This is a genomic window from Tepidanaerobacter syntrophicus, assembly GCF_001485475.2.
Lineage (GTDB): Bacteria > Bacillota > Thermosediminibacteria > Thermosediminibacterales > Tepidanaerobacteraceae > Tepidanaerobacter > Tepidanaerobacter syntrophicus.
This window is the reverse complement of the sequence record NZ_DF977003.1, coordinates 456,178-469,807: the sequence shown is the minus strand read 5'-3', so window position 1 is coordinate 469,807 and position 13,630 is coordinate 456,178. Positions and strand designations below refer to the sequence as shown.

Genomic DNA, 13,630 nt, shown 5'->3' with positions numbered 1-13,630 from the left:
TTCTTAATTTTTACTCCATATAATAAAAAGTTGAAATAAAGCCTTAATTCATGTATACTTTATTTAATACAAATATGAGAAAGGCAATATCATGACAAATTTAACCTCTTGGCTTTATGTGGATTTGGATATAATAGCCGATAATATCAAGGCTATTAAAGAATATATAGGACCGGTTAAACTTCTTGCAGTTGTGAAAGCTGATGCATATGGCCACGGAATATTCCCGGTAGCATCTTGCGCTGTTGAAAATGGAGCTGATTATCTAGGTGTATCTTCCGTTGAGGAAGGTATTTTTCTGCGAAAAAAAGGAATAATTGCGCCGGTGCTCATCTTTAACACTATACTCCCGGAACAAGCAGAAGATGTGGTAAACTTTAATTTGACATCTACGATTTGCTCAATAGAATCTGTAAAAGCTGTTGATGAGGCAGCAAAAAAATGTGGGAAAAAGGCGCGTGTTCATCTAAAAATCGATACAGGGATGGGCAGATTTGGTATATTACCAAAAGATGTAGTTGAATTTACGGCAAAAATTTATTCAGGTTTTAATAATATTTATTTAGAGGGGCTTTATACTCATTTTTCTCTCGCAAGTAATGAAGGGAATACTCGCAAACAGTTCAATCTATTTTCTTCGTTAATAAACGAATTAAAGAAGAAAGGTATCGAGATACCCTTAAAACATGCTTGCAACAGTACCGCGCTTTTGAATTACAAAGATATGCATCTCGATATGGTAAGAAGCGGAAATCTTGTGTACGGTATGTGTCCCACAAGTAAGATAAAAACGAAAAACCCTTCTCAGCTATACTCTAAAATAGTTTTTCTCAAGACACTTCCAAAAGGCCACCACGTAGGCTATGGAAATAAGTTTACCACTAAAAAAACCACGACTATTGCAATTATTCCATTTGGATATTACGAAGGCCTCGGTCTTACAGTTCATCAACCTAGCAATGCAGTAGATGTTTTAAAATATCTGCTAAAACATCTACTTACTGCTTTAGGGATAAGAAAGCAGGACCGAATCGTTACGATAAAGGGTGTTAAGTGCAATATATTAGGTAAAATAAGCATGCAGAATTCTATAATAGACGTAACCGACATAAGAGATAAGGTTTCTATAGGAGATGTTGCAGAGCTTAATGCTCGTCGCATAAATATATCTTCTAGTGTTGCGCGTGTTTATCATAAAGAAAATAGGATTTTTACAGAATAATTTTCAGCAACTATTTATTGCAAACAGGGAGGCAACATTGTTGGACGATAAAATCAAAGTATTTGTTTGTAAGGTGGACGGAGCCGAAGATCTGCCGTTACCTGAATATATGTCGCAAGGAGCGGCAGGCATGGACCTTGTTGCAAATATTACAGAAACCGTTTATTTAAATAGCGGCGAATTTAAGATGATACCCTGCGGAATAAAGATAGAGCTCCCGCAAGGTTTCGAAGCTCAGGTCAGACCCAGAAGCGGTCTTGCTGCAAAACATGGAATTACAGTGCTCAACAGCCCCGGCACAATTGATTGTGATTTTAGGGGTGAGATACAGGTTATATTAATAAATCATGGCAAAGATAGATTTGCTATAAAGAGAGGTGACAGAATAGCTCAACTCGTTATAGGACGTGTAATTAGGGCAGAGTTTTGTCTAAGTGAAGATCTGCTTAAAACAGACAGGGGCGAGGGCGGCTTCGGCCATACGGGCGTTTAGCTTTTATCCTTTAAATCAAAAAACTTTCGAGCGGAAATTAGAATTATCCTTTATAGGTCAATTCTAGCTTTATAACAAAATCATGGAAGCTAAAAATCAATTAAAACTTATCAAAAACATGGAATCATTGGAGGTGTTCCGTTATTGTCAAAAAATGAACAAAATAATAAACTGCTTATAATTCCTTTAGGCGGAATTGGCGAAATAGGAAAAAATATGACTATAATTCAGTACGGAAAAGAAATTTTGCTGATAGATGCAGGGCTAATGTTTCCCGAAGAGGAAATGCTGGGAATAGATATTGTTATTCCCGACATAACTTATCTTCTGGAAAATAAAGACTATATAAAAGGAATTCTAATAACCCACGGTCACGAAGATCATATAGGAGCTTTGCCTTATATTCTTCAGCAGCTGAATGCTCCGCTTTATGGAACAAAATTAACATTAGGGCTGGTCGAGGGAAAACTAAAGGAAACAAAACTAAACAAGAAAAATATTTCCATGAACGTTGTAAAGCCGCCGGCAAGTATTAACCTAGGAAGTTTTACAGTAGATTTTATAAGGGTAAATCACAGTATACCGGATTCAGTTGCTTTTGCCATTCATACCCCAGTAGGTATCGTTTGCCATACAGGAGATTTTAAATTGGATCAAACACCTGTTGACGGCGAAAAAGCCGATCTTAATAAATTCGCCGAACTAGGCACAAAAGGTGTTTTGGCCCTTTTGTCCGATAGCACCAACGCGGAGCGGGAAGGATATACAATGTCTGAAAAGGTTGTCGGACATACAATCGATGATATATTTAGAAGTGCCAAGGGCAGAATAATCATAGCTACTTTTGCATCGAACATACACCGCATTCAGCAAATATTTGATGCCGCATATAAAAATGATAAAAAAGTAGCAGTAGTAGGAAGAAGTATGGTAAACGCCGTAAACATTGCGCTGGATTTGGGTTATTTGACAATCCCCAAGTCTTTAATGATGGAATTAGACGAGATTTGCCGCCTTCCAAAGGAAAGGATTGTAATCATCACAACCGGCAGCCAAGGAGAGCCTATGTCTGCTTTGACAAGGATGGCTATGTCTGAGCATAAAAAGGTTGAAATTATTCCGGGGGACACTGTTCTTATTTCTGCCAGCGCTATTCCCGGAAATGAAAAGCTTATATCAAGGACAATAGATCGCTTATTTAAAAGCGGTGCTAATGTAATATATGAGCCTATTTCAGGCGTCCATGTTTCCGGCCACGCCAGTCAGGAAGAGCTAAAACTGATGATCAATCTTGTAAAGCCGAAGTTTTTTATACCTGTACATGGCGAATACAGGCATTTGGTTCATCATTCCCGTCTTGCAGAAGAAGTTGGTATTCCACAAGAAAATATATTTATAACCGAAAATGGCAGGATCTTAGAGTTTACAAAAGATTCTTGTAGATTTGCCGGAAGAGTTACCGCCGGTAAGGTGCTTGTAGATGGTTTAGGCGTAGGTGATGTAGGTAACATCGTGCTGCGAGATAGAAGACAGCTTTCTCAAGACGGTATTTTAATCGTGGTTGTCGCTATAGACAAGGAAACGGGAGAAGTTGTTTCCGGCCCTGATATAATATCAAGGGGTTTTGTCTATGTCAGAGAATCTGAAACACTTATGGAACAAGCTAGAGAAAAGGTTAAACAATCGCTGAAAAAATGTCATGAAGAAAATATAAGTGAATGGTCTACAATAAAATCACAGGTAAGGGAAGACTTAGGAAAGCTTTTATTTGAACAAACCCGCAGAAGGCCTATGATACTGCCTATAATTATGGAAGTATGACAAGTTCCTTGTCATACTTCCATAATTATGCGTATATTTTAATTAAAAGAAAGGACTTTTCTAAGTTTTGAAGAATAATAGAATTACTGAGGTGTAATAAATGGCAAAGTCAAGTGAAAAGGCTAAGATTAAGATAAAATGGGAAATAAAGGGCATTATTTTGATTTCACTTGGATTGCTGGGGATTTTTTCGCTCTATACAGATGGGGTTGGTGCTGCGGGAATTTTAATAAGCAAAAATTTGAAGGGCCTTGTAGGTCAGGGAGCTTTATTAGCATCATTGATTGTGATTTTTGCCGGTATTTATCTTGTTTACTATAAAAAGAAACCAGCTTCGAAATTTAGGGCAATAGGACTCTTTATTATTTTTACGGTAGTTGTAACGCTTTTTCACCTAAGACCTCACAGTGAGCTTAATGGAATGAACTTTTTAAATAGATTACGAGCCAGTGCGGATATGGCGGCAAATAGCAAAGGCGGCGGTATATTCGGAGAGGTAATTACATCGCTTCTTATAAACATCTTCGGCACTGCCGGTCTGCAAATAGTTATTGTTGCAGCTACAATAATAGGAATTATTTTGTTGAGTGAAAAATCATTGTCAGATATAGTTTTGAAAATAAGGCCGCAAAGAAAGGCTAAAAGTGAGTCTGATATGTCGGGCAAAAATTCAGCGGCTAAAAATATAAAAGTTATAACAAACATTACGCCGGAAAATGAAGTTCCGCTTAATAAAGCAGCAGTAGAAGAAAGCAAAGCACCTAAAAAGCAAAAAAAAGAACAAAAAGAAAACTCTTCTACTGCAGAATCTGAACCTATCATAATTAACGAAGATAAAGAAGAGGAAGATTATAAACTGCCTCCGGTATCACTACTTTCAAAAAGCACGGCAAAGCAGAGTAGTTTTACAGAAAAAGAATTACTTGGCAATGCGGAAATACTTGAAAATACATTAGAAAGCTTCGGCATCGATGCAAAAGTAGTTCAGGTAAATTGCGGTCCTACCATTACACGCTTTGAAGTTCAGCCGTCGCCGGGCGTAAAAGTAAGCAGGATTGTAAACTTAGCTGACGATATTGCTTTAAGCCTTGCGGCCTCTGATGTTAGAATCGAAGCTCCTATTCCGGGAAAAGCGGCAGTTGGAATTGAAGTTCCAAATAAGAAAAGAAGTTCGGTTTTTTTGCGGGATGTAATAGAGTCAGCTGAATTTACTTCTTCACCCTCTAAATTAACAATAGCCCTTGGAAAAGACGTAGGCGGCAACTCCGTAGTTGCAGATTTAGCCGATATGCCTCATCTTCTTATTGCCGGTGCTACAGGTTCAGGTAAAAGCGTATGTATAAATACAATCATAGCAAGCATTTTGTATAAGGCACTTCCCAGTGAAGTCAAACTTATGATGATAGACCCAAAAGTCGTGGAATTAGCAGTTTATGACGGTATTGCTCATCTTATTTCTCCTGTAGTGACTGATGTTAAAAAAGCTGCTGCTGCCCTAAATTGGATAGTTGAGGAAATGGAGCGAAGGTACCAGACATTTGCTAAGGAAGGCGTTCGGGATATAGCAAAATACAATGAAACAAACTCTGAAAAACCTATGCCCCAAATAGTAGTAATAATAGATGAGCTTGCTGATCTAATGATGATCTCTCCACGAGAAATCGAAGACAATATCTGCAGGCTTGCCCAAATGGCACGAGCTGCCGGAATTCACTTAGTTGTTGCAACTCAAAGGCCATCTGTTGATATAATAACAGGCCTCATTAAGGCAAATATTCCTTCAAGGATTTCGTTTGCTGTATCGTCACAAGTGGATTCCAGGACGATATTAGATACTTCAGGTGCTGAAAAACTGCTGGGAAAGGGAGATATGCTGTTTTTCCCTGTAGGAGCCGCCAAACCGCTTCGCATACAAGGTGCATTTATTTCAGAAGCCGAAGTAGAAAAGCTCGTAAATTTCATCAAAAACCAAAAAGAACCTCTTTATGAAAAAAATCTTTCAGATTTTAATGAAATGGAAATGAAAAAGAATCTTGCACAAACTGATGAGCTATTTGAGGAAGCTGTGTCGATAGTCCTTGAAAATGGTCAAGCATCTATTTCGATGCTGCAAAGGCGATTAAAGATAGGTTACGCTCGAGCAGCAAGGCTTATTGACGAAATGGAAGAACGCGGCTTTATAAGTGGCTATGACGGCCCAAAGCCTAGAGAAATACTTATTACAAAAGAGTATTTCCAGCAATATTTTAACAAAAGTGATTAGGTTTTAGAACTTTATGCAAGGGCGGTGAGTAAACTGAGTTATAATGAGCATGATATAAAAACAACAGAGCAACTGGGAGAATATCTAAAAAAACTTCGGGAACAAAAAAATATTTCTTTAGAAGAAGTTCAAAAGAACACGAATATACAAATAAGATACTTGGCAGCTCTTGAAAGCGGCGACTTTTCTGCAATACCCGGTGGACAGGTATATATAAAAGGTTTTTTGAAAAACTATGCCCGCTCCATAGGAATAGATGACAAAGAAATTTTGGAAATCTATAAGTCGATAATTGAATCCGAGAGAAAAGAAGCTGAAGAAAAAGCAAAAGAGGATGAATCCGGCGCTGACTCAGAAGAGCTACAGACTCCACTAAGACCTCCGATACCTAAAATTCATGTAGAACCCAAGGCCAGGCACCGAAAAGGCTTAGTTATTATAGCAATAATAGTTGTGATAGGAGCATTGCTTGTTTTTAAGATGAGCGGACTGCAGGAGTCTAAGCCCAAAGAAGAAATTAAACCTCCGGTTTCCCAGAACACGCCTTTGAATGAAAATGGTAGCGAAAACAATACAAATAATCCGCCTTTAAATGAAAATGAAAATAATGACAATGAGCCTGTAGAAAATTCGAAAGAGGCAGTAATAGAGCTAGTAGAAGATTTGCCTACACAGACCGTGTATGATATCCAGGATGAATACATTGAAGTTACTATAAATATTCCTGAGGGAAGATGTTGGATTTCGGTATCAAAAGATGGCTCAGCTGAATTCGAGGGTATCCTAAATGCCGGTGACACAAGGACATGGAGAGCGGATCAAAGCCTAAAGATTAAAATAGGAAATCCGCCTGTCGTCAATTTAACCATAAACGGAAAGGATTTTGGCAGATTAAAAGGTCAAACCAGGAACTTCATCTTTAACAGGAGAGCTTAAATGTTCTTCTGTTGTTTTATTTAATCTTTATACGCTGTTAGGAGGATTAATTTGCAAATTAAAAAAATAGGATTTATTTCATTGGGATGCGACAAAAATCTTGTAGATTCAGAGTATATGCTTGGCGCATTAAAAAAGAGCGGTTATGAAATTACAAATAATCCCTGTGAAGCTGAAGTAATAATAATAAATACATGCGGTTTTATAGAAAAAGCAAAACAAGAATCCATAGATACGATTTTAGAAATGGCGCAATTAAAAGAAAAAGGCAAATGCAAATTACTTATAGCTGCCGGCTGCCTTTCTCAACGATATAAAGACGAACTTCTAGATGAAATGCCTGAAATCGATGCAGTTGTCGGCACAGGAAATTTCAATGAAATATCCGAGGTAATCCAAAGACTTGAAGCGGGAGAAAGTAAAATAAACTTTACAAATAATTGTAGTTTTATTGACTATGATATATACAGCAGAATCCAAATTTATCCTTATATTTCATTTGTTAAGATAGCCGAAGGATGCGATAATCGCTGCTCATATTGTGCGATTCCAAACATCCGAGGGTCATATAAAAGCCGAGATATCGAAGCTATAAAAAAAGAGGTAAAATTGCTTGTGTCCGGAGGGGCAAAGGAGATAAACCTTGTAGCGCAAAATACCACAAACTACGGAATTGACATTTATGGAAAACCATCTCTTCCCCATTTGCTTGAAGAATTAATAAAAATTGAAGGCGACTATCTCATAAGAATTCTTTATACCTATCCAACAAATATAAATGATGAACTCTTGGAAATAATTAAAAGAAGTGACAAAATAGCAAAATATCTCGACATACCTTTGCAGCATGTAAATGATAGGATTTTGCGACTTATGGGAAGGCCTGGAAATAAAAGATTCATACAGAACCTGATTGATAATATAAGAAGACAAATACCGGAAATAACGTTAAGAACAACTTTTATCGTAGGTTTCCCAACTGAGACAGAAGAAGAGTATAATGAGCTTCTCGATTTTATAAAAAAATATGAATTTGATAAAGTTGGAGCATTTAAATATTCTCAAGAGGATGGAACTTTGGCAGCGGAACTTTCACCTCAAATATCTGCCAGGATAAAACAAATAAGGTATGAAAGACTTATGGAACTTCAAAAGATGATCTCAAAGAAGAGGAATCAAAGATTTAAGACAAAAGTGCTTAATGTGCTTATAGAAAGATACGATCCTGAAAAAGATGTATTCATAGGACGTTCCGAAAATGATGCTCCCTTTGTAGATGGTGTAATTGAAATTATGAATAATGGAGATGAAATAGAAATTGGCAAATTCTACCGGGTCAGAATCATCGAGGCTTATGAATATGATCTTGCAGGAAAATTGGAGAAATCGTCAGAAGTTTTAAGGGACAATTGATGTTTAAAATGCTATAATGTTACTGGATATACACTCAATTTTATAATCTTGGGGTGATGCTTTTGAAGGCAGAAATAATAGCAGTCGGCACTGAACTAATTTTAGGGCAAATACCTAATACTAATGCTCAAGTTATATCTCAAGCATTACAGGAAATAGGTATAGACGTTTATTATCATATATGTGTAGGAGATAACAAAGAAAGGCTTAAGGAAGTATTCCAAACAAGTTTTAAACGCTCGGATATAATTATCTTGACAGGCGGCCTTGGCCCCACAGAAGATGATCTTACAAAAGAAACTGTGGCAGAATATTTAAATTTGCCGCTTAAGCTTGATGAAAACTCCCTTAACAGGATGAAGGATTACTTTAAAAAAACAGGCCGCCAAATAGCTAATAATAATTATAAACAGGCATTAATTCCTGAAGGCGCAATTGCTATAGAAAATAAAAATGGAACAGCGCCGGGCGTGCTGTTAAAATATGGTGATAAAATAATCGTAATGTTACCCGGCCCACCGAGAGAAATGGAGCCGATGTTAAAAGAAACGGTTATACCTTATCTTTCCAAGATGTCAACAACCACTATATTTTCAAGAATTTTGAAGTTTTATGGCATTGGAGAATCAGATTTGGAAGAGCGGCTTAAAGATTTGATAGACTCGCAAACAGTACCTACTATTGCGCCTCTGGTAGGTAGGGCTGGTGAAGTTACGATTCGGCTTACTGCAAAAGCTGGCAGTAAAGAGGAAGCGCAAAAAATCATCCGTCCGACAGAAGAAGAGATTATAAAAAGAACAAGAGAATATTTTTACGGTTTCGACAATGATTCAGTGGAAGAGATTGTGGCAAAACTGTTAATCAAACTAAATAAGACGATCTCTATTGCAGAATCCTGCACCGGGGGTCTTTTGGCCCATAAACTTACAAATATACCAGGAATATCAGCAAGCTTCGATAGAGGAATAATTTCTTATAGTAATCGATCAAAACATGAATTGCTTAATGTCAAAAATGAGACTTTAGAAAATTATGGTGCTGTAAGTGAGGAAACAGCAAAAGAGATGGCTGAAGGAATAAGGCTTTCATCAGGCACTGACATAGGAGTTTCCGTTACCGGTATAGCCGGCCCTGACGGCGGAACTGCCGAAAAGCCGGTAGGTCTTGTGTATATAGGATATGCTGATTCTAGCACTGTATGTGCCCAGCGACATATTTTCAGCGGCAGAAGAATCGACATAAAAGAACGCTCTGCAAACAGCGCTCTACACCTTGTAAGAAAGATGCTGCAAAAACTAGAAAATCCTAGTAATAGATAATTAAAATCAAAAGCAGCAGGTGAGAAAAATGCGATGTTTTATATCGATTGAAATCGAGTCTTCGATTAAAAAAGCTATAGGCGATTTTATAGAGGAAAATAACTTGAGAAAAAACTTACAGCAAATAAGATGGGTAAATCCTGAAAACTTGCACATAACCCTTGCTTTCTTAGGTGAAGTTGCAGTTGAAAGAATTCCGGCTGTGAAAAAAATAGTCGCGGAAGGCACGCTAAATCATCACCCTTTTACTATAAAGCTTGAAGGCTTAGGATGTTTTCCCGATATTAGAAGACCGAGAGTAGTTTGGATAGGGATAAAGGATGAGCCTGAACTTTTAAGCGTAAGGGAAGACATAAATAAAGGCCTTGATGCCGCCGGTATTTTCTATGACAAAAAACCATTTTTGCCACATCTTACCATCGGACGTGTAAAGTCGCCAATTAAGATTCAGCCGGAGTTTATAAATAAGCTAAATTTTACCGCTTCTTTCCCGGTTCAGGAAATATCTTTAATGGAAAGTAATTTATCGCCAAAAGGAGCATCCTACACAGTTTTATTCAGTTCTGCTCTTGGCGAGATTTCTTGACGCAAACATGAAGTTGTTGACTTGCTTTATTTATAATATATAATTATATCTAAGAACATTTGTTTGGAGGTTTTGGTAAATGGCCGAAAAGGATAAGGCTTTAGAGGCTGCTATAAGCCAAATTGAAAGGCAGTTTGGCAAAGGTTCAATAATGAAATTAGGAGAGGCAGGATCGCGGTTTAATATAGAAAGCATTCCTACCGGGGCTCTTCCGCTAGATATAGCATTAGGAATAGGCGGAGTTCCCAGAGGAAGGGTAATAGAGATATTCGGCCCTGAATCTTCCGGTAAAACTACGGTGGCACTCCACATAATCGCTGAGGCGCAAAAAGAAGGCGGCACAGCGGCTTTTATCGATGCGGAGCACGCCCTGGATCCTACCTATGCTAAAAATTTAGGAGTGGATACAGATAATCTGCTAATTTCTCAGCCCGATACAGGAGAGCAGGCGCTTGAAATAGCAGAGACACTTGTAAGGAGCGGTGCTGTAGATGTTATCGTCATAGACTCAGTGGCAGCTCTTGTACCTAAAGCTGAAATAGAAGGGGAAATGGGAGATGCTCATGTAGGTCTTCAGGCTCGCCTTATGTCTCAGGCTTTAAGAAAGCTTTCAGGAGCTATCAGCAAATCTAATACAGTGGCTATATTTATTAATCAGCTCAGAGAAAAAGTAGGAGTTATGTTTGGAAATCCGGAAACTACCCCGGGAGGCAGGGCCCTTAAATTCTATGCTTCAGTGCGGCTTGATGTACGGAGGATAGAAACTTTAAAACAAGGCGAGGATATGTTAGGCAATAGAACACGTGTAAAAGTGGTAAAAAACAAAGTGGCGCCTCCATTTAAGCAGGCTGAATTTGATATTATATACGGCGAAGGTATATCCAGAGAAGGATGTATTCTTGATTTTGCGGTAGATGAAGGGCTGATTCAAAAAAGCGGTGCATGGTATTCTTACGGAAAAGAAAAAATTGGGCAAGGAAGAGAAAATGCCAAACAGTACCTTAAGGAGCACCCGGAAATACTAAATGAAGTGGAATTGCAAATAAGGCAAAAATACAACATGGTCAGACCTGAAAAGTCAGGAAATAAGGGTGCAGAGCCTAAAGAAGGCGCATAAAATGCGGATTTTGTACTTTACAGATACACATATTCGCGGCAACAATCCTCCTAATCGAAAAGATAATTTTTTAGAAACTCTATACCGAAAAATTACAGAGGTCTTTGAAATCGCCAAAGAAAGTAATGCAGATATAATCCTACACGGAGGAGATATTTTTGATCGGCCGGATATTTCACCTTCCCTAGCAAGAGAATTTGTGTTCTTAATTAATAAATATTCGCTGCCTGTATATGCTATAGCGGGAAATCATGACATATACGGGCAAAACCCTGTAACCTTAAGTCGGACAATGCTTGGGCTTTTAAGTGAGGCCGGAACATTAAAACTTATAAACCCAAATGAAAAGCTTTTGTTTAAATCAAAAAATAAAAAAATACAGCTTACCGGATGCCACTACTTTTATGGCATAGATTCTGATGATAAAAAGGGAAGCTATATTATAAAAAAAGACCCTGAAATTGATGTGGCAATTCACATGGTTCACGGTATGCTTCTTGAAAAGCCTTTTATAGAAGGTATTGCATATACCCTTATAGACGAAATATTAGGCACTGAAGCAGATATTACTTTGAGTGGACATTATCACAGCGGTTTTGCTACAAAATATATTAACGGCAAGTATTTTATAAATCCCGGCAGTCTTGTTAGAATTAACAATAGCATAAGTGAGCTTTCCAGGAAGCCGAAGGTTGTAATTTTGACAATAGAAGACGAGATTAAGGTTGAGGAAATTCCTCTTAAAAGCGCATTGCCGGGGGAAGAAATTTTAGACCGTTCAAAAGTCGAAGCCCTTGCCTTCAGAGAGAAAAAGCTCTCTGATTTCATTCAAAGCGTGCATTCTGCAGGCAGTTATGAAACTTTTGACATCAACCGCATAATAGAACAAATTTCCAAGCAAGAGAATTTAAGCGAAAAAGTCGTTTTGGAAGCAATCAAAAGAATCGGCTACGCCCAAGAGCAATTAGGTGATGAGGATATGTCAGAGGTGAATTGATTTGGGCTTGATTAAAAGCTTAAGACTTATTAATTTTCAATCGCATAAAGATACCAAAATCGACTTTGATGAAGGTCTTACGGTAATATTAGGGCAAACCGATCAGGGCAAAAGCGCTATAATCCGGGCGTTAAAATGGGTTCTGTATAACGAGCCGAGAGGCACTGATTTTATAATGGCCGGTTGCAAGCTTTGTCGAGTTAGCCTGGAAATGGATGACGGTTCCGTAATAATTCGAGAAAGGGAAGGACAGCGGAATCGTTACATATTAATACAAAATGGAAAAGAAGAAGTTTTTGAAGGGTTTGGGAATACCGTACCTCTTGAAATAGCAAGGGCTCACGGCATACCGAAAATACGTATCGACAAAGATGCGGCATCTGCTGTAAATCTTGCTGAACAGTTAGAACCTCCTTTTCTCATATCAGAAAGCGGCGGCAATAGAGCAAAAGCGCTAGGAAGACTTGTAGGGATACACATAATCGATGCGGCTCAAAGAACTGTTCTAAAAGATATAACTAACGCCAAGCAGAACTTTGAATCAATTCAAAAAGATATAGAGAGCTTAAATAGTCAATTGGAATCATACAAAGACATTGTTGAGCTTCAAATAAGAATATCATCGCTCCAAGATATATTAAAAAAATTAAAGGAAACAAGAGCTATATTTTCGATTTTAATGAAAAGTAGGCAGGAGCTTGGCGAGCTTGACTCTGAGATAGAAAAAAATACGGATACCATCAAGAAGTTGGATTTTATAGATAAAGTAGAGCAGAACATTACTTTTTTAGATGCACTGTCTGTAAAGTGCCGCTATCTAAAAGAGCTTTCGATAAAACTTGCACAAAACAGGCAGAATGAAGAAATTGAATTGCATATAATAGAAAATATGAGGAATCTTCCAAATGTCGAAGAGATCTATTCTTATACACAAAGTCTTGCTTTAAGGCTTAGCAGTCTTGTAAAACTTAATACAAGTTTTGCCAAAATCACAAATGATTTAAATGCCATGATGAGATTAAAGCAGAGAACCGAAAATATTTTCGAAGTCGAGGAAATCTTGCCGGAGTTAGAAAAAGTTGTTGAATCAAAAAGGAAGCTCCTTTCAACTTTGGATCTATTAAAATCTATTAATAACCAAATTATTTCTCAAAAAGCAGATCTTGAAAAATATGAGGCTGCAAAAAAAGCAGGGGACTATTTGGAAACAATCACCGAAAAATCGGCTCGGCTTGCAGCACTGGAAAGTTTAAGGGCTTCAAAAAAATCCGTGGAAGATGCTATTGGAAAGGGATATGAGTATTTAAAAACTACCAATGAGGCTTTAAGTATCATGGCAAAAAAATATAGTCAAATTTTGCAAGAAGCTGCTATATGTCCTTTGTGCCTTCAGCCTATAGATAAGGAGACTGTCAAAAAGATCGTTTCGGATATCCTCAATTAACTTTAAATTATATGAGGTG

11 protein-coding genes are annotated in these 13,630 nt (G+C 37.7%); all 11 read left to right on the top strand.

Annotation, left to right across the window (positions count from 1 at the left end; all coding sequences use genetic code 11):
- Window positions 1-91 precede the first annotated feature (91 nt).
- The 11 genes from alr to TSYNT_RS11155 all read left to right on the top strand — a co-directional run bounded on the left by alr (window position 92) and on the right by TSYNT_RS11155 (window position 13,611).
- Window positions 92-1,222: an alanine racemase gene (gene alr / locus TSYNT_RS11205; RefSeq protein ID WP_059034077.1), complete on the top strand. Its 1,131-nt coding sequence runs from the start codon at window positions 92-94 to the stop codon at window positions 1,220-1,222.
- A gap of 40 nt (window positions 1,223-1,262) precedes the next feature.
- Window positions 1,263-1,715 carry a dUTP diphosphatase gene (gene dut / locus TSYNT_RS11200; RefSeq protein ID WP_059034075.1) on the top strand — a complete coding sequence of 151 codons (453 nt, stop codon included), beginning with the start codon at window positions 1,263-1,265 and terminating at the stop codon, window positions 1,713-1,715.
- Between the two features lie 144 nt (window positions 1,716-1,859).
- Window positions 1,860-3,536 (top strand): ribonuclease J, encoded by a 1,677-nt coding sequence (locus TSYNT_RS11195; RefSeq protein ID WP_059034073.1) that lies wholly within the window; start codon window positions 1,860-1,862, stop codon window positions 3,534-3,536.
- Window positions 3,537-3,636: 100 nt separating this feature from the next.
- Window positions 3,637-5,799, top strand: coding sequence for an FtsK/SpoIIIE family DNA translocase (locus TSYNT_RS12060; protein WP_059034071.1), 2,163 nt, complete (start codon window positions 3,637-3,639; stop codon window positions 5,797-5,799).
- A 24-nt stretch (window positions 5,800-5,823) separates the two neighbouring features.
- A complete protein-coding gene (locus TSYNT_RS11185) occupies window positions 5,824-6,735 on the top strand; it encodes a helix-turn-helix domain-containing protein (protein WP_059034069.1) in 912 nt (303 codons plus the stop codon).
- Window positions 6,736-6,792: 57 nt separating this feature from the next.
- The gene (gene rimO, locus TSYNT_RS11180; RefSeq protein ID WP_059034355.1) at window positions 6,793-8,148 is read left to right on the top strand and encodes a 30S ribosomal protein S12 methylthiotransferase RimO; all 1,356 of its coding nucleotides are present in this window, start codon (window positions 6,793-6,795) and stop codon (window positions 8,146-8,148) included.
- A gap of 62 nt (window positions 8,149-8,210) precedes the next feature.
- Complete coding sequence (locus tag TSYNT_RS11175; protein WP_059034068.1) at window positions 8,211-9,467, top strand: competence/damage-inducible protein A; 1,257 nt, start codon at window positions 8,211-8,213, stop codon at window positions 9,465-9,467.
- A 28-nt stretch (window positions 9,468-9,495) separates the two neighbouring features.
- Window positions 9,496-10,053, top strand: a complete 558-nt coding sequence (thpR, locus tag TSYNT_RS11170) for an RNA 2',3'-cyclic phosphodiesterase (RefSeq protein WP_059034066.1) — start codon at window positions 9,496-9,498, stop codon at window positions 10,051-10,053.
- A gap of 79 nt (window positions 10,054-10,132) precedes the next feature.
- Entirely contained in the window at window positions 10,133-11,170 is a 1,038-nt protein-coding gene (gene recA / locus TSYNT_RS11165) for a recombinase RecA (protein ID WP_059034064.1), read from the top strand.
- Window position 11,171: 1 nt separating this feature from the next.
- Window positions 11,172-12,167 carry a metallophosphoesterase family protein gene (locus TSYNT_RS11160; RefSeq protein WP_059034062.1) on the top strand — a complete coding sequence of 332 codons (996 nt, stop codon included), beginning with the start codon at window positions 11,172-11,174 and terminating at the stop codon, window positions 12,165-12,167.
- A 1-nt stretch (window position 12,168) separates the two neighbouring features.
- Complete coding sequence (locus tag TSYNT_RS11155) at window positions 12,169-13,611, top strand: AAA family ATPase (protein WP_059034060.1); 1,443 nt, start codon at window positions 12,169-12,171, stop codon at window positions 13,609-13,611.
- The last annotated feature ends 19 nt before the right edge of the window (window positions 13,612-13,630 follow it).

Bases quoted from the DNA above. Each gene is read 5' to 3' on its own strand.
- alr (WP_059034077.1), top strand. From the start codon at position 92: ATGACAAATTTAACCTCTTGGCTTTATGTGGATTTGGATATAATAGCC.
- TSYNT_RS12060 (WP_059034071.1), top strand. From the start codon at position 3,637: ATGGCAAAGTCAAGTGAAAAGGCTAAGATTAAGATAAAATGGGAAATA.
- thpR (WP_059034066.1), top strand. From the start codon at position 9,496: ATGCGATGTTTTATATCGATTGAAATCGAGTCTTCGATTAAAAAAGCT.
- recA (WP_059034064.1), top strand. From the start codon at position 10,133: ATGGCCGAAAAGGATAAGGCTTTAGAGGCTGCTATAAGCCAAATTGAA.
- TSYNT_RS11160 (WP_059034062.1), top strand. From the start codon at position 11,172: ATGCGGATTTTGTACTTTACAGATACACATATTCGCGGCAACAATCCT.